The sequence below is a fragment of the Tenacibaculum jejuense genome (genome assembly GCF_900198195.1).
GTDB classification, from domain to species: Bacteria; Bacteroidota; Bacteroidia; order Flavobacteriales; family Flavobacteriaceae; genus Polaribacter; species Polaribacter jejuensis.
The window spans coordinates 179,746-203,046 of sequence record NZ_LT899436.1 but is presented as its reverse complement, the minus strand read 5'-3'; the positions used below and the strand labels follow the sequence as shown (position 1 = coordinate 203,046).

The window sequence follows — 23,301 nt, the reverse complement described above, 5'->3', positions numbered from 1 at the left end:
AAAAGAGGAAAGTAAACATACTTTCCTCTTTCTTTATATATATTTTTTTTCTTAGTTATTCAATGCTTCTGCCCCACCAACGATCTCTAAGATCTCATTAGTAATTGCAGCCTGACGTGCTTTGTTATATGTTAATAATAAATCGTCACGTAATTCCTTAGCATTATCTGTTGCTTTGTGCATTGCAGTCATACGAGCACCGTGTTCGGCAGCAAATGAATCACGAATTGCTTTATATAACTGAGTTTTTAATGACTTAGGAATTAATTCTAAAACTATCTCTTCTTTAGAAGGTTCGAAAATATAGTCTGAACTAACATTGTTTTCTCCTTCAACAGGTTTAATAGGTAAAAATTGCTCTACCATTGCAATTTGCGTAGCAGCATTTTTAAATTGATTGTAGATAATTTCGATTCTATCGTAAGTACCTGCAACGTATAAATCCATTAATTGTTGAGCAACTTCAGCAGCATTATCAAAAGTTAAATCATCGAAAATACTATTGTTATTTTCAACAACATTATACTCTTTTGATAAAATGTCGTTTCCTTTTTTACCGATAGTTAAAAGGTCAACTTCTACTCCGTTGTATGTTTCATTAATTGTACTAACAGTTTTTTTGATGATAGAAGAGTTAAATCCTCCACATAAACCTCTGTTAGAAGTAACAGCAACTAATAAAACTTTGTTTACTTCTCTTTGTTCAGAATAAGCTCCTCCTGTATTTCCTTCTAAAGTAGCACTTAAACTTTGTAAAAGTTCAGTTAATTTAGAAGAATAAGGGCGCATTGCTGTAATAGCATCTTGTGCCTTTTTCAACTTTGCAGCAGATACCATTTTCATGGCAGATGTAATCTGCATTGTTGATTTAATCGAAGTAATTCTGTTACGTATTTCTTTTAAGTTTGCCATCTATATGAACTTAAAATTGTTTGAATTTCCTCATTGATTTCTCAATGAGGAAATGTGTTTTAATTATGCTGAATATTTAGCAGAAATCTCTTTAGCTGCTTGTGTTAATACATCAGTAGCCTCATCAGTTAATTTCCCTGATTTTAATGTATCTAATGTATCTCTATGCTTTGCATTTAAGAACTCGATATAATTTGCTTCAAATTCTTTTACTTTATTTACAGGAACATCTTTTAATAAGTTCTTAGAACCTGCGTAAATAATAGCGATCTGATCTTCTACTGTAAATGGATCTCCTTGATTTTGCTTTAAAATCTCAACGTTACGTTGACCTTTAGAAATTACATTCATTGTAGCTGCATCTAAATCAGAACCAAACTTAGCAAATGCTTCTAATTCACGGTACTGAGCTTGATCTAACTTTAATGTACCAGATACTTTCTTCATTGACTTAATCTGAGCAGAACCTCCTACACGAGATACAGAAATACCTACGTTAATCGCTGGACGAACACCCGAGTTGAATAAATCAGACTCTAAGAAAATCTGACCATCAGTAATCGAAATTACATTTGTTGGAATATATGCAGAAACATCTCCCGCTTGAGTTTCGATAATTGGTAATGCAGTTAAAGAACCACCACCTTTTACTTTACTCTTTAATGACTCTGGTAAGTCGTTCATTTGAGCTGCAATTGAATCGTCATTAATAACTTTTGCTGCACGCTCTAATAATCTAGAGTGTAAGTAGAATACATCTCCAGGATACGCCTCACGTCCTGGCGGACGACGTAATAATAAAGATACCTCACGATACGCAACTGCTTGCTTAGATAAATCATCATAAATGATTAATGCTGGACGACCAGTATCACGGAAATACTCACCGATAGCAGCTCCTGCGAAAGGTGCATATACCTGCATTGGAGCAGGATCTGAAGCGTTAGCAGCAACAATAGTTGTATACGCTAAAGCTCCTTTTTCTTCTAACATGTTAGCGATAGCAGCTACTGTAGAACCTTTTTGACCTACTGCAACGTAGATACAATATACTGGCTCACCTGCATCGTAAAATTCTTTTTGATTTAAGATAGTATCAATAGCAACTGTTGATTTACCAGTTTGACGGTCACCAATGATTAACTCACGTTGTCCACGTCCAATTGGAATCATTGCATCTACAGACTTAATACCTGTTTGTAATGGTTCCGTTACTGGTTGACGATAGATTACCCCTGGTGCTTTACGCTCTAAAGGCATTTCGAAAGTTTCTCCTTCGATTGGTCCTTTACCGTCGATTGGGTTACCTAAAGTATCTACAACTCTACCTACAACTCCTTCTCCAACTTTTAAAGAAGCAATTCTTTCAGTACGTTTTACTGTAGAACCTTCACTTACTCCAGTAGATGCTCCTAATAATACAACACCAACGTTATCTTCTTCTAAGTTTAATACGATTCCTTCTAAACCGTTACCAAATTCAACTAATTCACCATATTGTACGTTAGATAAACCGTAAACACGTGCGATACCATCACCTACTTGTAATACAGTTCCTACTTCGTTTAACGTAGCTTTTGATTCAAAATTTGTTAATTGTTCCTTTAAAATTGCTGATACTTCAGCTGGTTTAATTGCTGCCATCTTATATCTTTTGATGTATAATTAAATTTTTGGAATATAATGACTATTGTCAAATTCTCTTCTTAATTCGTTTAATTGGTTAGAGATACTTGCATCGTACTGCACATCTCCTACACGTAAAATAAATCCTCCTAAAATATCTGGATTTATTACGTTTTCAATTGTTGCACTGTTTCCAGTAATTTCAACAATCTTTTTTTGGATCTTAGCCTCTAATTCTGAACTTAAAGCAACTGCTGTAGTAACTGTAGCAACCTGCATGTTCTTGTAGTAATCGAAAATGATAGTGTATTGCTTAGCAACACTTTCTAACATTGACATTCTTTTATTTTCAGCTAATAAGCTAAATAATCCTTTTCCGATACTATTTACTTTATCTCCAAATAAAGCGTCTAACACTTTCTTTTTATCAGAAGCTTTAATAACTGGACTTTTAAGCATAGCATCTAAATCGTCACTTTCAGCAACAGTAGCAGCGATAAGTTTCATGTTATCGTTTACTTCTGCATCATTACCTTGCTCTTTAGCTAGGTTTAATATCGCTTTTGCGTAACGTAATGCTGGTCTTGACTGTTTCATTATGCTTGATTAGTTTAAAGTAACGTCTTCTAACATTCCTTCTACAAGCTTTAATTGATCGTCTTGAGAAGCTAATTCTTTCTTTACAACTGTTTCAGCGATACCAATTGAAAGCTCTGCTACTTTTTTCTTTAATTCTGCAATTGCAGCTTGTTGATCTTGCTTGATTGTTGCTTTTGCATTTTCAATCATTTTAGAAGCTTCTTCTCCTGCTTCTTCTTTAGCATCAGCAATAATTTTATCTTTGATCTCGCGAGCTTCCTTCATCATTGCATCACGTTCTGCTCTCGCTTCTTTTAATAATTTTTCATTATCAGCCTGTAAGTTTTGCATTTCCTTACGAGCATTCTCAGCTTGATCTAAAGCACTCTGAATACCTTCTTCTCTTTCGTCAAGAGAATTTAAAATTGGTTTCCAAGCAAACTTAGCTAATAAAACTAATAATACGATAAGGATTATCGCTTGCATGAAAAATAACCCTGGCGAAAAATCATTTAATAACTGATCCATTATATTTAATTTATTCTTTTAAAAATCTTTTTTGTTTAATTTGAAAACATTTCCTGTAACCAACCGTTACAGGAAAATGTTTTGTTTTTGTTTCTTTTGGAATTATTTTCCTAAGATTAAAGCACCGAATGCTAATCCTTCTAATAATGCTCCGATGATGATCATCGCAGTTTGGATTTTACCAGCAGCCTCAGGTTGACGAGCAATTCCTTCCATTGCTTTTCCACCGATTTGACCTAATCCGATTCCTCCACCGATTACGATTAATCCTGCTCCTATTAAATTAAGAGTTCCTGTCATGATACTTGATTTATATAATTAAACAAATTCTTATTCTATATTAATGATGTGCATGATCGTGTTCATGCTCTTCTACTGCCATTCCGATGAATAGGGCAGATAACATGGTAAAGATAAACGCTTGTAAAAACGCTACTAATACCTCAATTACCATAATAAATGTTGCTAAAACAAAAGACATTCCTGTTGAAGCTATAGGTCCAAAATCCTTCTTTAAAACAATCATTAAAGCGATTAAACTCATTACTACGAAGTGTCCTGCTGTAATGTTTGCAAATAAACGAACTAATAACGAGAATGGCTTAATTAAAACAAACCCTACTAATTCAATTACTGCTAATATTGGTCTTAATACTACTGGTACACCTGGCATCCATAGTGTGTGAGCCCAGAAATCTTTAGAACCATTAGTTAAATATATTATCGCAGTAAATAATGCTAAACACATTGTAACTGCAATTTGACCTGTAACGTTAAATCCTATTGGAGTTAATCCTAATAAATTTAATATCCAGATAAAGAAGAATACCGTTAATAAATACGGCATAAACTTCTTGTATTTTTTCTCACCAATATTTGGTCTAGCGATTTCATCTCTTACGTATAATACTAAAGGCTCAAGAACACGACCAACTCCTGTTGGAATAGCTCCTTTTTTGTATCCTTTAGCTAAAGAACCAAACCCTAAGAACATTAGTAATCCAGCGAATAACATTCCGAAAACACTTTTAGTGATTGAGAAATCCAACACTTTGTGTGCGTTTGTTGCGTGGTGTGCTTCATCTAGTTTTACATGCTCAGCATCTGCATCTAACTCATATATTTTACTATGAATTTTAGCAAACTTAACACCACCTCTTTCTACAACCACATGACCATCGTCATTGTGATGAAAAGCAGAAGACATGAAAGTTTTTAAACCTTTGCTCGTCCAAACAATTACTGGCAATGGAAAACCAACATGTTTTCTTTCACCTGCATCATTTGTATACGAATACAATGTAAAATCGTGTGAATCGGCTAAGTGGTGTTTGATATAGCCTTTAATAGATTCAGGAGTATTAATCTGTCCTCCTTTGCTTGGAGTTTCTCCTCCTCCAGCGAATACGTTAAATGAAGTAAATACTAATGCTAGTATTGCTACAAACTTGATAGATTTTTTTGCTATCATCATACCTTACTAAATGTAGAATTATGGTCTCTAAATTTCGGTGCAAAGGTACACATTTAATTAAAACTACAAACTCTTTTTTAGATATACTTTAATATCGTTCCTAAAACGTTATAGTTTAATTGAATTGCTTATTATTTAAGAGTTTAGAAATTGCAACGGCTTCTGTAATTAAAAACAGAAATAGTGGTACAACTAAAGATACTCGTTCTGGTCTTGATAGATTTTCTTTACTAAAGACAGATGCGTTAAAAATCAACACAAATAAACCTATTTTAATAAATATAGAAGCTAAATAGGCATAGCCTGCTTGATTGGGAAGTATATCTGCAATAAACTCAACAATTGCATATACTACAAGTGCTGCTAGGACATGAAACACATACACATTTAACAATGAAAAAGAAATCGTCATTTCTTTTACTAAATAAGTATTTGTGAAATAACTTAATATAAAAAGAAATACTAGCACTGCTGTAAATAAAAGAATACGCTTAATCATTATATTTAGAAAATTAATTACTGTGTGTATTGTTGAATATATCCAATGTAAACGGCTGCTAAAGTACAAATTTTAGTGTTTAAGTATTTAGATTCAGATCATTTATTATAGAAGCATCTATTTTAGGAATTGTTAAACTAATACGTTGTTTTTCTTTTTTCTCAGTTGTAGAAAGGTTAATGTGATAAAATTTATAAAAACAGCGAGAAATTAATCAATATTTTCATCAGATGACAAAACCGGGGAAAACTCGAATAAAATCTCTTATTTTTTTTAATTTAGGCGGAAACTTAAAACAACCTATTTTAATCAAAAAAAGTTAACAGAAATGAAAACTAGAGAAGCACATAGAGATGATTACACCATTTCAACTGACAAAAGTAAATTGAATATTTTAAGCATTCACCAATTTCTTGCAAACGAAACTGATTGGGCTAATGGAATTCCTTTCGATACTTTAAAAATATCAATTGAAAACTCTTTGAATTTTGGACTCTATCATAAAGACAAGCAAATTGGATACGCAAGAATAATATCCGATTTTTCAACTATAGCTTATTTAGGAGATGTTTATATTCTAGATGAATATAGAGGAAAAGGATTAAGTAAATGGTTAATAAATGAAATAATGGAGCATCCTAATTTACAAGGATTAAGACGTTGGATTTTATTGACAAACACAGCCGAATGGCTTTATAAAAAGTTTGGGTTTACTGAAGTACCTCATCCTGAATTTTACATGGAAAAACATAACCCTAATGTTTACAAGAAAATAGCATCTGTTTAATTATTCAGTGAAAAATAATTATTAATCTAAACAAACACTAACTAAACTAAGTAAAGTGTATATTTCTTTATCGAAATTATTAGTGATATTTCAAAAATTGATAAGATTACGGTACAATAAACAGGAATATGTTAATCATTGTTCTTAGAAAGATTAATAACCTGTTTTATTACTGAATACATAGCTATGAAAACAGCAGCTAAAGTGCAAATTTTAGTATATAAATCGCTTGAATTAGGGTACTTGCCATCTAGCCATTTACCTAATAAACTTCCAAGGTAAATAGTAATTCCCATTTGAATGGCTATTCCACTAAAACGTGCGTATTGTTTAAGCTGACTTTTGTTTGTCTTTTTGGGCATTAGTTTCTTTACCTCCTAGTTCTTTAATTGCTCCTTTCATATTGCATGTCGCATTGAATGCAGCTCCAGGTTCAGTAGAAATTTGCCCTACGTTTACATTACCAGTAATATTTGCAGTAGACTTGGCTGTTAAGGTGTTTGACACGTTAAACTCTCCAGAAAATCTTCCTTCAACGTCTGCATTGTTACACTCTACAGTACCGTTAATAAAACCTTCTTGACCTATAATTACTCTACCGTTAGTTTTTAATGTACCTTCTAAAGTTCCATCGATTCTAAAATCTCCTTCAGAGACAAAATCTCCTGTAATTTTAGTTCCTCTTCCGATTACATTTCTACTTGTAGATTTTCTTTCAACGGTATTGTCTTTTTTGTTTTTATTACTGAACATAAGGGAATTATTTTAAAAGTTGTATTATTTCATTGGCTTTCTGACCTTCAATTTGATTCGCATACTTAAATGCGACGAATTCAAGCGCTTTTTTGTATTCTTCTTTACTTTTGTATCTACCTATACATAAAGCACGAAGTAAAGCAAATTTAGCAATTAATTCTGAATTCTCAATTTCCGAACCTAAATTATCTATTTGATTTACAGCTTCTTCATTCATATTAAACTTATACATGCTGTAAATATTCTTATATTTTTTATCTATTTCACTTACTTCATCGTCTGTACTCAACTTAGTATTTGGCTCTCTGATAATCTGGGCAAACTTTGAATCTGCATATTTTGTTAGTATCAGATTTTTCTTTTCTTCAGACTTTTCTTTCTCTGAAATCCTTTCATACAATTGGTATAAATGATAATTAATAGGAAGTTTTAGTTCTGGTTTTTCATTTACAGTAAGCAAATATTCAAACTTTTCTATAGCCAAATCTGGGTTTTTAAATTGCTCCTTGTAAATCAATCCTAATTGATATAGGGCTTCGTTTCTATCTTTAGCTAAAGCTTTAATTTCTTCTTTATTTGTAGGTATAGTTTTTACATAAGTAGCTACTTCGTACCTACTATTGTCTTGCTTTTTTGTTTCTTCATTTTCTTCTGATTCTTCTGAAGGAGCAGTTTTATCAGACCATCGCCAATTATCTTCTAAAGGTCTATCTCCCCAAACTTTTGTAAAAGATACCTTACCAAATCCTTTAGATTGTGAATTATAAAAATACCATTTCCCTTTGTTTCCTCCGAAGGAACTTCCACTAGCTAGTTGATTTCCAAAATTCTGTGAGTTTGCTAAACGTTGACGTTTTTTCTCTTCGTCTTCTTTTAACTTTTCAATATACTGTTCAAAAAAAGCGGTTTGTTCCTCTGAACTCATCTTCGTCAATTTCAGAATACTATCGTTAGTTTTTACTACCTCTTCAAAAGACCTTAATTTATTTAATCCTTTTTGCTTTCGCTTTATTCTTCGAATTCTTTTTTCATTTTCAAACTCTTCTGAAGTAGCCTGTAAAACACTATCATAAAAAGAACCAGCCAGTAAATATTCTTGTTTATCGAAATAAATATTTCCCAGACGCTCGTAAGCATATGTCTTTTGATAATTATTATTCTTTTTTGCTTCTAAAGATTTTATATAGTAATCTGTTGCTGTTTCGATACTATCTCTTTTCTCTTCTAAAACACCAAGATGATAATACAATTCATTATGATATTTTCTATTGTCAGAATTTCTAATCAGTTTTTTAAATTTCCCTATTAAACCTAAATTAGATGAATCTTTTTCTAAGTTTTTTACCAGTTCAATATAAGCATGAATTCTATACTTTCTAGGCGTTTTTTTATTTCCTGCTAATAATTTAAAAATTGTTCTTGAAGAGTCTTTACGATTAAGCTCACTGTATATCTGACCTAAAACAAATTTATTTCTGTACGATTGTTCATTGTTTGCTAAACCTACAGATTTTTTTAAATTATCTATAACTTTCTGAATAGTATCTGTCTTTTCATAAGCCATAGCTAAAGCTGTGTGAGCAGATTGAAGTTGAACTCCAGATAAATCTTCTTCATTTTTATCTAAATCAACTAATAACTTTAGTGTTTCTATAGCTAATTTTTCATTCTCTAATCTAACATTTGCCTTAGCTCGCCAAACCTTAGTATCGTAAATTAAATCTGCTTTTGGGTAATTTGCAATAATGTAATTAAAAGCCTCAATGGCTGGAATAAAACGTTGTGTGTAGTATCTAGATTTTCCTAATAACAAATAAGCATCATCTATTTGTCGGTTTTTTTCATAACCCCCAATATTCATTGAGTGTTTTTGTATCGCTTTTACGGCTTTCTCTTCTGCTCTATCGAAAGGAGTTGCAGGTTTGTTCTTTTGGTCTTCTTTATTATCAAAACCATTACCAGGTGTTCCTAATCTTAATTCACCAATGTTTCTTTCATCAAATTTTATAGGCTCTAAAGGCAAGCGCTTCCAAAAATTATCAGTGTAATTATCTTCAATATTTTTAATTCCTTTCTCAAATGCCTGCTCTCCATTGAACAGCACGTTATACTTTGTATTTAATACATGGAAATTTCTATTAATAACTGTATCTTTCTTGGTGCTACAAGAATAGATTACAATTGCACAGATAATTAACGTAAGTACTTTGTATAATTTTTTCATAAAAAAGAGCTCTACTTGTACAACAACGAAATTTCAGGTGTTATCGTACAGGTGAGCGTAAAAATAGAAATAAAAACCTAATTTTCTAGGGAAGAAGAAAAATAGCTTTCTAATTCTTTTAAACTTAGTGCTGTTGTGGTGATATCTTTCACTAAATTTCCTTTTTCTAAGACGACAATTCTGTCACAAACTTCTGTTACATGACTTAAATCGTGACTAGAAATTAACACTGTAGTTTCTTTATCTTCTTTTAGTTTTTTTATGATGTTTTTTAATCTAATTTGTGTTGTCGGATCTAAATTTGCAAAAGGTTCATCTAAAATGACAACTTTCGGATTCCCCATTAAAGCAGCTACAATTCCTGCTTTTTTCTGATTTCCCTTGCTTAAATCTCTTAAAAACTTCTTTTTTCCTAAAATTTCTCCATTAAAAAACTCTTCAAATTGTTGCAAAAAACTGTAAACATCTGCTTTGTTCATTCCACGCAGTTCGCCAATAAATTCAAAATATTCGTTTGGTGTTAAATATCCAATTAAAAAGCTTTCATCAATAAAAGAACCTGTAAATGTTTTCCAGTCTTCACTTTTATTAACTACAACATTACTACTTGTAATTGATCCTGTTGTTGGTCGAATTAGATCTAACAGCAAGTTAAATAAAGTTGTTTTTCCTGCTCCATTATTTCCTACCAAACCAAAAGATTCACCAGTTGGAATATCTAAAGATTGTACATTTAAAACTTCTATTGATCCGTATTTTTTTGAAATATTTTTTACTTGTATCATAATCAATTTATTTTTTTTGGTTGAAACCGTGAATTGTTGCGTATTTGTCTTTAATGTATTTTTTTTCGATGAAATTCATGATGCTATTTTTCAAAAGAATTCCTAATAAACCGAAACTAGCGATGGCAATTATACCTGCATTAAAACCTAAGAAACTACTAAAAGCCAAATATAAAACCATGGGAAAACCTGTTAAAGGGATAATAATTAAAAACTGAGTTGCACTTGTTCCTTGAGTATTTCCAAAGCCGCTGGCATCTAAATCTATTCGCTTTCTGTTAAAAGAACCCGACCATAATAAAAACAGAGAATTAAAACCAACATTAAAAATTGCTCCTGCGGAAATCATTAAGAACTTATCTAAACCTAAATACAAATATGGAATACTTAATACATACAAAACAAAAGTTACAGAAGACATTATTAACCACTTACTTTCTAAAAATTTTCGGTAACTGATGTTTTGGGTCATAATCATTCTGTAATATTCACTGTCCCAAGCCGGAATAAATTGTCCGTAATTAATAGCAAAACCTCCAGTAACGAATAGTGCTGCAAAAATTAACATGGCTGGATTATCTGCATAAGCTTCTTGAGTAAAAAAGATTAATCCGTAAAACAAGAAAATAAAAGACATTAAGAATACTGTTTTCGTTCTTTTATTTCTCCAAATCAATCGCATTTCGTTTTTCATGAAAGGTGCTAAATCTCCAAACCTATCTACAAATGATAAATCACTTGTATTAGCTTCTTTAGTTTTAGTTTGAATAGCGTCATCTAAATACAATTGACCTTTCAACTTTTTATAATTGATCACATAAAAAGTAATCAATAAAAATAATGGCACTAAAACAAAAAGCCAATTAGTGTATAAACTATTGAAAATTGCAACGCTTACCCCAGTAAAATCATAAATTCCAAATTGTTGTAAAGCGATAATACTTCCTAAGAATGCTACTAAAACACCAAAAGCAATATTACTTTTGTTGGTGATAAAATTCAAGTAATTTGCTGCGAAAACAAGGGTTGTAATTCCAGTTAACCAGCTTAATACATTATTTGTGGGATAGCCTTCCTTTATAAGAACAAAAGAAAATGGAATAAAGAAAAATAAACTAAAGAAGTTGAAAAATGATAGTCCAGATTTTATAAGTGTGTAGTTAATTAATTTACTTTTTTTGATGTCAAGTATCAACAAGGGTTTGATATTCAATACAGGTAATTTCTGCATTAAATATCTAAAGATTAAATCTCCAATAACATAAAACAATAAAAAACCGTTAACAAATTCAAATGGGTCTTTATCTGGAAAAATGTCTTTGATTAAATAAAATCCTCCCAATCCAATACCCAAAAAAGAAAGTATAATCCATAAAGCAAAAAGTGCCATAATAATATTCACAACAACTCCTTTTTGCCAAAACATAGAACGGAAAAATTGTTTCATTTCGAAACTTATAAAACGTGTAAACATAGCGATTCAATTAGTTAGGTTTTACATAAGTAGTTAAAAGTTCTATTTCGTTACATGAAAAAAGCACCTAAATGGTGCTTTTCAATATTTCTTTTAAAACCATTGGCAAATAATACCTCCCATTAAACCTAGTGTAACAACCCAATATCCTACATTAATTGCTATATATACAAATGTTTTTCGCTCAAAAATAGCTTGAATTGCTAAAATCGGTAAGGCTATAAAAAAACCTAAAATACTTCCATGTAATAATCCGTGTTTAAAAGTTCGAAATCTAGTTCCGTAAGTTTCCATTAACGAAGTATATGTGTTATAAGCATCACCACTTTGATTAATAAAATCTGGTTCTCCAGCTAAAGTTGAATAAATTCCCATTTGATGAATTACTATAGGAATTAAACCTAAAGCTATAATAAAACTTAATACATAAGAAATTCCAAAAATAGCAGCCATGTTACCACCTTTAAGGTTTTCCTCAGTAAAACGCATTTCTTTCATCCAAGCATTTTTAAATAATGGTCCGTACCAAATAAAACCTGTAAATAGAGGCACAAGTGCTGCTAAAGCACAAATTAAAAAATTGATTTTCATTGTTTTGTAAGTTTTAATGTTTCTCTAATTAAAAGTAAAAAATTATTATAACTTTGTAGATATCAACCAATAATCCTCAAAAAAGTGAAAAAGATAATTGCAATCTTATGCGTTTCTACAATATTTTCTTGTAGCAAAGACAACGGTATTGTTCTTAATGATAATAAAGACGATCAACCGCAAATTACCACTCCATGTAAACCCGATTTTTTAAACATTCAGTCAAATTCAACAATAGAAGTTAATTGTCTGTTAGATTTACAAGGAGAAACCATAATATTACCTTCTAATGTAAACTTTGAGTATAAAGGAGGAAGTATTATTAATGGTGCGTTAAAGTTTTCTGGTGGAAATATTTCAGGAGAACTTTTAAATCATAAACTTACAGTTGAAGGTAATGTAAAACTAAAAAGCAACACATTCTTCTTTGAAAAAGAAAAATGGGATTTAACTGAAGGTCAAACAACTTCAGAAATTGCTTTACAGAACACAGCTAAACTTGAAAATTTATTTTTTTTAATAAAAAATCTAGGTGCTGATACTTTTAAAATTGATGAGTTAGATGCCTTCTTTGAAGTTACCAAAGTAACTAGTACAACTACTAATCAAAATTGGTATCCTTCATTAGAAGCAGTAAACCTTCCTTCAGACTTTAACTTAATAATGTCTGATAATACACATTTAAGAATTTTTCCTGCTGATCGTTATAACAGAAAATCGGGTGCAATTTTAGCTGTAAGAGATGCTGAAAACATTACTATTTCTGGGGGAAACTTTTATGGAGATAGAGATGAACGTGTATTTTCTCCTGATGATACGGGTATAGAAGGAAGCCATTTAATTCATATACATTCTGGGAGAAATATTGTTGTAGATGGAGGAAACTTTCAAGATGGTTCTTCAGGAACTTTTGCTATATATTCTTTTGGCTTTGCCTTTAATCCAGATTATAACCCAACTACAAATGTTACTATTAAAAATTGTACAATTAAAAATTCTAGAAGAATGGCAATTGCTTTAGTTGATGGTAGAAATGTAACTATAGAAAACAATACTTTTATTAATACTGGACAACCTTCTGCTAATACAGATGGAGGAGAGGTTGGTTATGCTATAAATATCGAACCAGAGCGTTTTAGAGACAGTAATGGAGAATTGAAAGAACGACAACGCGTATTTGATGTTTTAATAAAAAACAACACTGAAAGTGGAAGTAGAGGCGGTTTTTTAACATTAACCATTGGACAAGACATTACCGTAGAAGAAAACAATATTGGAACCAGAGTTGTAAGTTCTTTTACTTCTGGAATTCGTATTCGAAAAAATAAATTTAAGGCTTTAGGAGAAGCTACTGATAGTTGGGCAATGTTTATTGCTGGATCTGGTGAAACTGTTTTTGATAATGAAATTTTTGAAAATACTATTGAAGGTTATAGTTCAGGAATAATTGTAGGAACTAAAGATGCTTCTATCCATAATAATACGATACTAAATTGCGGAGCAGGAATACAAATTAGCAAAGTTGAAAATATTACTATCAACAACAATAATATCGATGTTTCTAAAAACGGAATTCAAGCTACAAATACGTATGCTAACAATATAACTTTGAAGGAAAACAAAGTGAAAACTTCAGGAAATTATAGTGTTTATTTTGCTCAAATGAATAATAAACCTGAAGACCAAAGTAAAACAGTACTTTTTGAGAAAAACACGTTTTATAATGATAAATCACTTATTTTCTCAAATGCTTATGGAGTTACGTTCATCAATAATATAGTAAATGGCGGAATTACATTAAATAATGCTACGAATTGTGAAGTTTTAGAAAATGAAATTATCCCAATAGAAAAACACGGAATTAGTTTAAGCAATTCACTTAACAATATTAAAATAGCAAACAATCAAATTACAAAGCCAACAGGAACAACAAGTAATTACGAGTGTATAAAAAACAACTCAACAACTATTACCAACGTCACACAAAACAATAACAGTTGTAATTAAAATAAAACAGCCACCTGAATTAGGTGGCTGTTTTATTTTATATGAGTCGAGTTTATTTAATTTTTAAGGATTTTGCAATTGCTTCTAACTCGAAAAGAAAATCTCTTTTATTTACAGACGGAGCATAAGTGAATCCTTCAAAAACTACTAATCGATTATTCTTTTTATCTACGATTGTATAATTTAAAAATGGACCAGCCATAAAATCGTTTTTCACTTCCCATTTACCACGTGTTTCATAAGCTTTCTTACCATCTAAAGTAGTTTCGTATGTAAATGGAGTATAAGCCTGTTCTGTAATCATATACATTCCTTCTCTGCTTCCTGGAATAAATATTTCTCCTATACTATCTCTAACCGATGTAATATTATCAGCAACTTTAGTTTCATCTCCAAGTGGTAAAGAATAAATTAATAAATTATTAGAACCGTCTCCTCTAGCTATTCCACTCATTAAATGATGGCGCATCCATAAAAAATTATTTAACGTATCTTGAACTAGTTTATAACGTTCTGGTATAATAATATCTATACCTAAATTTTCAACAGTTTTAAATTTAGATGCATCTATACGTTCTTTTCTAAAAATACTTTGCGTAAACTTTATATCCTCATCTTTAAATAACTGTATAATTTCTTTCCCTCTAGTTTTAATAAGGTTTGTTAAATCTAATTCATCTCCGTAAGTAGCCTTGATAACAATTTGAGGTCTTGCATCTTTATCTCTTTCAATTGAAATACCAGTAGAATCTGCTTTTTGAAATAATAAAATAGCCTTATTATTTTTTATAAACTTACTGAATCCTGAATGATCAATTTGGTTTACTGAAAGTAATGTTTCTGGTTGTGGTAACCCCACTTGATGCTCACCAAAAACAGTTCTAATTTCATCACCTGGTTTTCCATGCCAATCGGCACTTTTCATAACTACCAAAATCTCATTCGTATTCCCAGTAGATCTTGGTAAAATTATATCAGCTTTACTACTTCTCTTACAACTAAAGAGCGCTAGAGAAGCAACAAATAATATTAATATTTTATTCATAATAGTTAGTTTTTTTAGACCTTTTATTTGATTAATCAAAAAGCGTACCTTTTACATTCTTCTCGGATAAATATACAAACGTTGCCCTGCTCTTAAATTTGAATTTCTCATATTATTCCAACGTTTTATATCTTTAACTCGAACTCCAAATTTAATTGCAATTTTACCTAAATAGTCTCCAGACCTTACTTTGTAACGAATTCTTTTATCCATTTCAAAGTATTTTGGTAAAGGTTTTTCTCTCAATGAATCTTCAGCAGCAGCTAATGCATAAATTTCTTTTTCTTTCTCTAAGAAATCAATTGTTTTGTTTCTAGGTAAACGTATTGAGAATTTCTTCTTTTTTACAAAAGGTATAATATCGATTTTATACTGTGGGTTTAAAAAAGAAAGCATTTCAGTATTTATATCTATCTTCTCTGCTATTTGATCAAAAGAAACAGTTCTTTTTACCTGAATTGTATCTGTTTGAAAGTTAAATATTTTTGGACTTTCTGGATACAAACCTAACTCATCTGCATATTTAAAAATATACATTGTAGCATAAAACGCAGGAACATAACCAGCTGTTTCTCTCGGTAAAAACGGACGAATATTCCAGTAATTTCTATATCCTCCAGATCTTTTGATAGCTTTCAATACATTTCCTGGACCAGAATTATAAGCCGCCAAAGCTAAATCCCAATCATTAAAAAGTCCGTGTAAAAAAGTAAGATATTTACATGCTGCAATGGTAGATTTAACAGGATCTTGACGTTCATCAACATAAGAGTTTACAGCAAGTTTATACTGCTTTCCTGTTCCGTACATAAATTGCCATAATCCGGTAGCGCCAACTCTTGATTTAATTTGTGGTCTTAACGAAGATTCTACGATCGCTAGATATTTCATTTCTAATGGAATATCATATTGATCTAAATATCTTTCAAACATTGGAAAAAAGTATTTTGCTCTAGACATTAGTGCAGGATAATACTTCTTTCGGTATTTTAAATAGTTATTAATAACACGCTCTAAAGCAGGATTAAAAGCTAAGTTAAATGGAGTTTCTTGATTAATTAATGCTAATCGTTCTTTTAGTAATTCTGGGGTAACAACAGGTGTTACATTAGTTACTAAATCTTTGTCATTGATAATGTAAGGAACACTATCGAAAAGTGGAGAATACAATTTTGCTTCCACTAATAAGCTATCTATTCGCTTTAAATCGTCGTTTGTATAACGTTCCTTTACAATCAATTTCTTTTGTGGAATTGAATCTGATGCTGAGTTTGGAATAGAATCCTTGCGGATTATAGTTTTAGTAATTAAATCAATCTCTTTAATAGAATCAACAGGTTGATTTTGAGCAAAAAGATTAGCAATACTAAATAGGCTTAAGACAAAGAACTTTTTCATTAAAATGTATACGTGACTAAAATTGAAATTCGACAGCAACTGGACAATGATCAGAATGTTTTGCTTCTGGTAAAATATAGGCTCTAGAAATCTTTTCTTTTAAGGGTTCTGTTACCATGCAATAATCTAATCGCCAACCTTTATTATTAGCTCTTGCATTCGCTCTATAACTCCACCAAGAGTATTCTTGACGTTCTGGATTTAAATAACGGAAACTGTCGATAAATCCACTATCAATAAACTTGCTTAACCATTCTCTTTCTTCTGGAAGAAAACCTGAAACACCTTTCATTTTTGGATTATGAATATCTATCGCTTCATGACAAATATTATAGTCTCCACAGATTACCAAATTTGGAATTGTTTTTCTTAATTCTGAAGCATATTCTAGGATTTCATCCATGTAGTTGAATTTAAATTCCAATCGATCACTATTGGTTCCTGATGGTAAATACATACTCATAATAGATACTTCGTCGTAATCTACACGAATATTTCTTCCTTCAAAATCCATAGATTCTATGCCTGTGCCATAAGCTACATGATTAGGTTCTTTTTTACAAAAAACAGCAACACCAGAATATCCTTTTTTATCTGCAGAAAACCAGTATTGATACGGATAACCCGCAGCTTCAAAATCTTCAGCATTTAATTGTTCTTTCTGTGCTTTTGTTTCTTGAATACAAATTACATCTGGATTAGCAGCTTGCAACCACTCTAAAAAACCTTTTTTTAAAGCAGCACGAATTCCGTTTACGTTATATGAAATTACTTTCATTCTGTTTTTTATTAGAATCTAATTTTAAAACAAAGCAATCTTACTATTATAAGATTGCTTCTAATTGTATTTTTTATTTATTTAAATATCCATTTCTGGAACGTCTCCATTCACAACTAAAGTTCCTTGAGTTGCAGCTTGAATTTCCTCTACAGAAACTCCAGGAGCTCTTTCTACCAAATGGAAAGTATGATCTTTAATTTCTAAGACTGCTAGGTTTGTAACAATTTTTGTTACACAACCAACACCAGTTAAGGGTAAAGAGCATTTTTTTAATAGCTTAGATTCACCTCTTTTATTCGTGTGCATCATAGCTACAATAATATTTTCAGCAGAAGCAACTAAATCCATTGCTCCTCCCATTCCTTTTACCATTTTTCCTGGAATTTTCCAGTTTGCAATATCTCCATTTTCGGCTACTTCCATAGCTCCTAAAATGGTTAAATCAACGTGTTTTCCTCTAATCATAGAAAAACTTGTTGCAGAATCAAAGAAACTTGCACCTGGTAAAGTAGTTATTGTTTGTTTTCCGGCATTAATAATATCTGCATCTTCTTCTCCTTCAAACGGGAACGGTCCCATTCCTAAAACACCGTTTTCACTTTGAAATTCAACTTCTATATCGTCACGCACAAAATTGGCTACTAAAGTTGGAATTCCAATTCCTAAATTTACATAGTATCCGTTTTTAACTTCTTTTGCTATTCGTTTTGCTATTCCGTTTTTATCTAAAGCCATGATTAGTTTCTTTGTCTTACTGTGCGTTGTTCGATTCTCTTCTCATATTTTTCTCCTTGAAAAATACGTTGTACAAAAATTCCAGGAATGTGAATTTGATTTGGATCTAACTCACCAACTGGAACTAACTCTTCTACTTCGGCGACAGTAATATTTGCCGCTCCACACATATTAGGGTTGAAATTTCTTGATGTACCTTTGAAAATTAAATTTCCAGCAGCATCTCCTTTCCAAGCCTTTACAAAACCAAAATCTGCTTTAAATGCAGGTTCTAAAACATACATTTTTCCGTCGAACTCTCTAGTTTCTTTACCTTCTGCTACTTCTGTTCCGTAGCCTGCAGGAGTATAAAACGCAGGAAAACCAGCTTGAGCTGCTCTACATTTCTCTGCTAAAGTTCCTTGAGGTGTTAACTCTACTTCTAATTCTCCAGAAAGCATTTGACGTTCGAATTCATCATTTTCTCCTACATAAGAAGAAATCATTTTTTTTATTTGACGATTCTGTAATAATAATCCTAAACCGAAATCATCTACTCCGGCATTGTTAGAAATACAGGTTAAATTATTTACTCCTAATTTTACTAATTCAGTAATCGCATTCTCAGGAATTCCGCATAATCCAAAACCTCCAAGCATTAAAGTCATTCCACTTGAAACGCCTTCCAATGCTTCTTGGACATTATTTACTTTTTTGTTAATCATTTATAATTCAGTTGTTTGTTTTGTTTGTATCGTTTATGCTTTAGAAATCATCTGCATTTTGAACTTTTTCAGCATCTTTCTTTTCATCTTTCTTTTCTTCATGCTTTTTACAATCTACGTTAATAGAAAGATCACTTGGCTCCTCAAAATCAGCTTTACTAATTTTAAGCGATTTATCTGCATAACATTTACGCATAAAAATAGCCCAAGTAGGTAACGACATTGATGCTCCTCCTCCTTTGTCTAAACCTACAAAATGTATAGAACGATCTTCACCACCTGTCCAAACACCAGTTGTTAAATTTGGAACAGTTCCCATAAACCAACCATCTGATTGATTTTGAGTTGTTCCCGTTTTTCCAGCTATAGCATTATTGAATTCATATGGATAACCTGTAATAAATTTTGGTCTAGTATATTTACTTCGTAATCTTGCTCCAGAACCAAATTTAGTAACACCCTCCATTAAGTTTAATGCTACGTAAGCAGATTCTTCACTTAGAACTTCTTTTGTTTTTGGCACAAAAGTTTCTAGTACTGTACCATTTTTATCTTCTATTTGTGTAATGAATATTGGTGTTACGCGCATTCCTTTATTTGCAAATGTTGAATATGCGCTTGTCATCTCTAACAACGTTAAATCTATAGCTCCTAAAGCAATAGAAGGATTTGCTTGAAATTCTGTAGATATACCTGCCGACTTCGCTAAACGTGCTACGTTTATTGGAGAAACTTCATCAATTAAACGAGCGGTAATTACATTTACCGATTTAGCTAATGCTTGTTGTAATGTTAATTCACCTCCATACTTATTCCCAGCATTCTTTGGTGTCCAATCGTCATCCATTCCATATTTTTCTTTAGGAATTGTATATGGCGTATTTGGCAATTTATCACAAGGTGATCTTTTTAATTGGTTAATTGCTGTTGCATACACAAAAGGTTTGAAAGTAGAACCAACCTGACGCTTTTGCTGGTCTACAGCTTCATATTTAAAGTGCTTATTATTAATTCCACCAACCCAAGCTTTAATATGACCTGTTTGTGGTTCTATAGAAACTAAACCAGAACGTAAAAAGTATTTATAATAACGAATAGAATCGTAAGGTGTCATTACTGTATCTCTATCTCCTTTCCAAGAGAAAACAGTCATATCTGTTTTGGTGTTGAATGCTTTTTCAATTTCTTTATCAGATTTTCCAGCAGCTTTCATTCTTTTGTAACGATCGGAATTTGTTTTTGCTCTGTTGATAATCTTTCTTATATCATCTCGTTCTATGTCATAAAATGGTGCATTCTTATTCTTTTTATGCTCTGCGAAAAAATATTTTTGAAGATTCGACATATGCTCTGTCATAGCTTCTTCGGCATATTGCTGCATACGAGAATCTATAGTAACATAAACTTTTAATCCATCTTTATATATATCATACAACTCACCATCAGCTTTTGGATTTTTCTTTGCCCAATCTTTTAAAAACTTTTTTAAATGCTCTCTAAAATATGTTGCTAAACCATCACTATGGCTCTCTGGAGTAAATTTAATCTTTAAAGGTAGCTTTTGTAAAGAATCTTTCTCTTGCTGTGTTATAAATCCATTTTTTAGCATTTGAGCAAACACGACATTTCTTCGGTTTAGAGATTTCTTCTTTGAAATCTTTCTATTTGGATTGAATTGTCGAGGATTTTTCAACATAGCAACAATAATTGCTGACTCTTGTAAATCTAAATCTTTAGGCTCTTTACCAAAATAAATGCGCGCAGCAGAACGAATACCTACAGCATTGAAAATAAAATCTTGAGTATTTAAATACATCGTAATGATTTCTTTTTTTGTGTACTGTCGTTCCAGACGAACTGCAATCACCCATTCTTTTACCTTCTGAATTATTCTCTTTATTTTATTTGAAGAAGCTCTTTTAGTAAATAAATTTTTAGCTAACTGTTGGGTAATTGTACTAGCTCCTCCACCTTTACCTAATTTGGCAATAGCTCTTGCTAAACCTCTAAAATCAATACCAGAATGTTCGTAAAAACGTTCATCTTCTGTAGCTACTAGAGCTTTCACTAAATTATCTGGTAAATCTTTATATTTTATTGGAGTTCTATTCGCTTTTAAATAATATTTTCCAATTGTTTTTCCATCAGAAGAAATGATTTCTGTAGCTAGATCGTTCTGCGGATTTTCTAATTGTTCAAAAGTTGGTAATTTACCTAAAACTCCCCAAGAGGCGAATAAAAACACCAAGCATATTGATAAAATACCTCCTAGTAATAATCCCCAAAACCACTTTATATAGGATCTAAAGCTTATAGTCTTTTTTTCACTCATAATTTATTCAATTTTTTCAATTCTAAATCCTACATCAGTAATTCCTTCAAGTTCTTGTACACCTAATACTTCTCCATTTTTTCTCATGGCTTGAAAAACTTCTAATTGATAGTCTCCTACTGCAGGAAATAATATTTGTTCTTTATAAAACAGTTTATTTTCTTTTATTTCGGAAAAACCAGTTCCTAAAAAATTCCCTTTTTTATCAGTCATATTGTACTCTAAAGTATCTGTTAGAAAATGACCATCAGGAAATTTTAACTTTGTAATTAGAAACAGATTGCTAAACTCGTAATCGTTATTATTTCTAATATTGATAAATAAATTCTTATTTGCTAAAGTATCTTTTACTGTAAATTGAAAAGTTACTGGAGTGTTAATTTCCCATTTTCCTTTGTTTACAGTTCTATAATTATCGAAAATCCCTTTGGAATCACAAGAGGTCAAAACCAGTAGTATTAATAGCTTGTATACTATATTTTTACTGTTTATTAGTCTTTGCATTTTTGTTTCCGTTATTGTTTCTTCTTTTATTATTTCTTCGTTGATTCGAATTCTGTTTGTTGTTGTTATTGTTCTTTGGAGTATTCTGATTATCCGGTTTTCTGTTTGGATTTCTTTTTTTGTTTTGCTGTGTTTTTTGATTCGAATTTTTCTCTTGATTATTTGCCTGTTTCGTATTCTTTGGCCTAGGCTTCTGTTTTTGTCCTTGCTTTGGCGCTTGTTTTTTAGAATTGTTATTTGGCGATTTTTGGTTTGAATTCGAATTGTTCTTTTGGTTCTGATTCCTCCTTCTTCGCTTATTACGACGTGGTTTTTTAGGAGTATCGAATCGAGTTAAACTATCTTGACCCACAACATTTTCAAAGCTAACCTCCACTTCCTCTTCTATCTCAGAAGCATAGTCTTCTAACGGAGAACCTAATTCATTACCTTCATTCAATTCAATAATTTCAGTAACTTGATCTAGAGATAGCTTGAACCATTTCATCTTTTCTTCTTTGTATGTGTACCAAAGCAGCTTTTTAAAGATGTCCATTTTCACAAAAATCGCTTCTCCTTTCTCCGTTTTTAAAACTACATCTTGTTTCGGAAAAGATTCTAGTGCATCTAAATAAGAATCTAATTCAAAATTTAAACAGCATTTTAATTTTCCACATTGACCAGCTAATTTTAAAGGATTTAAAGATAATTGCTGATATCTCGCGGCAGCGGTATTTACCTTTCTAAAATCTGTCAACCAAGTAGAACAACATAATTCTCTACCACAAGAACCAACTCCACCTAAACGTGCAGCTTCTTGTCGCATTCCAACTTGCTTCATTTCAACTCGAATAGAAAATGCACTAGCTAAATCTCGAATTAATTGACGAAAATCTACACGATCATCTGCAGTGTAATAAAAAGTCGCTTTATTTCCATCTCCTTGAAATTCAACATCAGATAATTTCATTTTTAAACCAAGTTTACTAATGATTTCTCTTCCTTTTCGTTGAGTTTCCAATTCTCTGTCTCGTGCGTTTTGCCAAACATCTATATCTTTTTGAGTGGCCTTACGATAGATCTTTTTTACGTCTTCACTATCTTGTTCTACCTTACGTTTTTTCATTTGCACTTTTACAAGTTCACCTGCAAGTGAGACGATACCTATGTCGTGACCTGGTGAACCTTCTACAGCAACCACATCTCCCATAGAAATTCTCATCTTAGGATTACTCTTGTAAAAATGTTTTCTTCCGTTTTTAAAACGTACTTCGTATATATTAAATGGAGCTTCACCTGTTGGTAAAGTCATGTTTGATAACCAATCAAAAACAGCTAATTTATTTCCACTTCCGCATGTTCCCGTACCGCAATTTCCGTTACTCTTACATCCTTTAGGAACGCCATTCTTGTTAGTTGAGCAACTGCTACAACCCATAATTTATGTATTTGTGTAATAATCTCTTAAATCTGATGTTCACATCAGCATCAAGAAATTAATTATATTTATTTGATTTTTAATTAGATAAAAAATATACTTTTTTTTCTTATCGATTTGTAAATATAGTCATTCTAAAAGAA

General features: G+C 31.5%; 23 protein-coding genes. 2 read left to right on the top strand and 21 right to left on the bottom strand.

From position 1 onward, the window contains the following. Positions 1-51: 51 nt before the first annotated feature. The 7 genes from atpG to AQ1685_RS00910 all read right to left on the bottom strand — a co-directional run bounded on the left by atpG (position 52) and on the right by AQ1685_RS00910 (position 5,618). Complete coding sequence (atpG, locus tag AQ1685_RS00940; RefSeq protein ID WP_095068863.1) at positions 52-912, bottom strand: ATP synthase F1 subunit gamma; 861 nt, start codon at positions 910-912, stop codon at positions 52-54. Between the two features lie 63 nt (positions 913-975). Further along, complete coding sequence (gene atpA / locus AQ1685_RS00935; RefSeq protein WP_095068862.1) at positions 976-2,556, bottom strand: F0F1 ATP synthase subunit alpha; 1,581 nt, start codon at positions 2,554-2,556, stop codon at positions 976-978. Positions 2,557-2,577: 21 nt separating this feature from the next. After that, complete coding sequence (atpH, locus tag AQ1685_RS00930) at positions 2,578-3,135, bottom strand: ATP synthase F1 subunit delta (protein ID WP_095068861.1); 558 nt, start codon at positions 3,133-3,135, stop codon at positions 2,578-2,580. Between the two features lie 9 nt (positions 3,136-3,144). After that, positions 3,145-3,645, bottom strand: coding sequence for a F0F1 ATP synthase subunit B (locus AQ1685_RS00925; RefSeq protein ID WP_095068860.1), 501 nt, complete (start codon positions 3,643-3,645; stop codon positions 3,145-3,147). 102 nt (positions 3,646-3,747) lie between these two features. Beyond that, a complete protein-coding gene (gene atpE, locus AQ1685_RS00920; protein ID WP_095068859.1) occupies positions 3,748-3,945 on the bottom strand; it encodes an ATP synthase F0 subunit C in 198 nt (65 codons plus the stop codon). 40 nt (positions 3,946-3,985) lie between these two features. Beyond that, entirely contained in the window at positions 3,986-5,119 is a 1,134-nt protein-coding gene (atpB, locus tag AQ1685_RS00915) for a F0F1 ATP synthase subunit A (RefSeq protein ID WP_095068858.1), read from the bottom strand. Positions 5,120-5,234: 115 nt separating this feature from the next. Then, positions 5,235-5,618: a DUF6168 family protein gene (locus AQ1685_RS00910; protein WP_095068857.1), complete on the bottom strand. Its 384-nt coding sequence runs from the start codon at positions 5,616-5,618 to the stop codon at positions 5,235-5,237. Between the two features lie 328 nt (positions 5,619-5,946). Here AQ1685_RS00910 and AQ1685_RS00905 point away from each other — a divergent pair, with 328 nt between their 5' ends. After that, the gene (locus tag AQ1685_RS00905; RefSeq protein WP_095068856.1) at positions 5,947-6,405 is read left to right on the top strand and encodes a GNAT family N-acetyltransferase; all 459 of its coding nucleotides are present in this window, start codon (positions 5,947-5,949) and stop codon (positions 6,403-6,405) included. A 131-nt stretch (positions 6,406-6,536) separates the two neighbouring features. Here AQ1685_RS00905 and AQ1685_RS00900 read toward each other — a convergent pair whose 3' ends face one another. The 6 genes from AQ1685_RS00900 to AQ1685_RS00875 form a co-directional block, all read right to left on the bottom strand. Further along, on the bottom strand, positions 6,537-6,767 hold the full coding sequence (locus AQ1685_RS00900) for an AtpZ/AtpI family protein (RefSeq protein ID WP_095068855.1): 231 nt from the start codon (positions 6,765-6,767) through the stop codon (positions 6,537-6,539). After that, complete coding sequence (locus AQ1685_RS00895; RefSeq protein WP_095068854.1) at positions 6,736-7,158, bottom strand: bactofilin family protein; 423 nt, start codon at positions 7,156-7,158, stop codon at positions 6,736-6,738. The genes AQ1685_RS00900 and AQ1685_RS00895 overlap by 32 nt, the downstream gene beginning before the upstream one ends. Positions 7,159-7,165: 7 nt before the next feature. Further along, the gene (gene porW / locus AQ1685_RS00890; protein WP_095068853.1) at positions 7,166-9,385 is read right to left on the bottom strand and encodes a type IX secretion system periplasmic lipoprotein PorW/SprE; all 2,220 of its coding nucleotides are present in this window, start codon (positions 9,383-9,385) and stop codon (positions 7,166-7,168) included. A 77-nt stretch (positions 9,386-9,462) separates the two neighbouring features. Beyond that, positions 9,463-10,170, bottom strand: coding sequence for an ABC transporter ATP-binding protein (locus AQ1685_RS00885; protein ID WP_095068852.1), 708 nt, complete (start codon positions 10,168-10,170; stop codon positions 9,463-9,465). Positions 10,171-10,177: 7 nt separating this feature from the next. Further along, positions 10,178-11,617 carry a DUF5687 family protein gene (locus AQ1685_RS00880; RefSeq protein ID WP_231970230.1) on the bottom strand — a complete coding sequence of 480 codons (1,440 nt, stop codon included), beginning with the start codon at positions 11,615-11,617 and terminating at the stop codon, positions 10,178-10,180. A gap of 120 nt (positions 11,618-11,737) precedes the next feature. Further along, positions 11,738-12,235 (bottom strand): DUF1761 domain-containing protein, encoded by a 498-nt coding sequence (locus AQ1685_RS00875; RefSeq protein ID WP_095068850.1) that lies wholly within the window; start codon positions 12,233-12,235, stop codon positions 11,738-11,740. A gap of 84 nt (positions 12,236-12,319) precedes the next feature. On the opposite strand from AQ1685_RS00875, the gene AQ1685_RS00870 reads away from it, so the two are divergent. After that, positions 12,320-14,242 (top strand): right-handed parallel beta-helix repeat-containing protein, encoded by a 1,923-nt coding sequence (locus AQ1685_RS00870; RefSeq protein WP_095068849.1) that lies wholly within the window; start codon positions 12,320-12,322, stop codon positions 14,240-14,242. A 52-nt stretch (positions 14,243-14,294) separates the two neighbouring features. Here AQ1685_RS00870 and AQ1685_RS00865 read toward each other — a convergent pair whose 3' ends face one another. The 8 genes from AQ1685_RS00865 to AQ1685_RS00830 all read right to left on the bottom strand — a co-directional run bounded on the left by AQ1685_RS00865 (position 14,295) and on the right by AQ1685_RS00830 (position 23,158). Then, positions 14,295-15,287: a DUF4837 family protein gene (locus AQ1685_RS00865; protein ID WP_095074973.1), complete on the bottom strand. Its 993-nt coding sequence runs from the start codon at positions 15,285-15,287 to the stop codon at positions 14,295-14,297. Positions 15,288-15,338: 51 nt separating this feature from the next. Beyond that, a complete protein-coding gene (locus tag AQ1685_RS00860; protein WP_095068848.1) occupies positions 15,339-16,685 on the bottom strand; it encodes a lytic transglycosylase domain-containing protein in 1,347 nt (448 codons plus the stop codon). Between the two features lie 16 nt (positions 16,686-16,701). Continuing rightward, complete coding sequence (locus tag AQ1685_RS00855; protein WP_095068847.1) at positions 16,702-17,463, bottom strand: exodeoxyribonuclease III; 762 nt, start codon at positions 17,461-17,463, stop codon at positions 16,702-16,704. Positions 17,464-17,544: 81 nt separating this feature from the next. Further along, positions 17,545-18,201 (bottom strand): 3-oxoacid CoA-transferase subunit B, encoded by a 657-nt coding sequence (locus AQ1685_RS00850; RefSeq protein ID WP_095068846.1) that lies wholly within the window; start codon positions 18,199-18,201, stop codon positions 17,545-17,547. Between the two features lie 2 nt (positions 18,202-18,203). Then, positions 18,204-18,905, bottom strand: coding sequence for a CoA transferase subunit A (locus AQ1685_RS00845; protein ID WP_095068845.1), 702 nt, complete (start codon positions 18,903-18,905; stop codon positions 18,204-18,206). Between the two features lie 40 nt (positions 18,906-18,945). After that, positions 18,946-21,237, bottom strand: coding sequence for a penicillin-binding protein 1A (locus tag AQ1685_RS00840; RefSeq protein ID WP_095068844.1), 2,292 nt, complete (start codon positions 21,235-21,237; stop codon positions 18,946-18,948). 3 nt (positions 21,238-21,240) lie between these two features. Next, entirely contained in the window at positions 21,241-21,741 is a 501-nt protein-coding gene (locus tag AQ1685_RS00835) for a gliding motility lipoprotein GldH (protein ID WP_095068843.1), read from the bottom strand. Further along, positions 21,719-23,158, bottom strand: a complete 1,440-nt coding sequence (locus AQ1685_RS00830; RefSeq protein WP_095068842.1) for a PSP1 domain-containing protein — start codon at positions 23,156-23,158, stop codon at positions 21,719-21,721. Before AQ1685_RS00830 ends, AQ1685_RS00835 begins: the two co-directional genes overlap by 23 nt. Between the last annotated feature and the right edge of the window lie 143 nt (positions 23,159-23,301).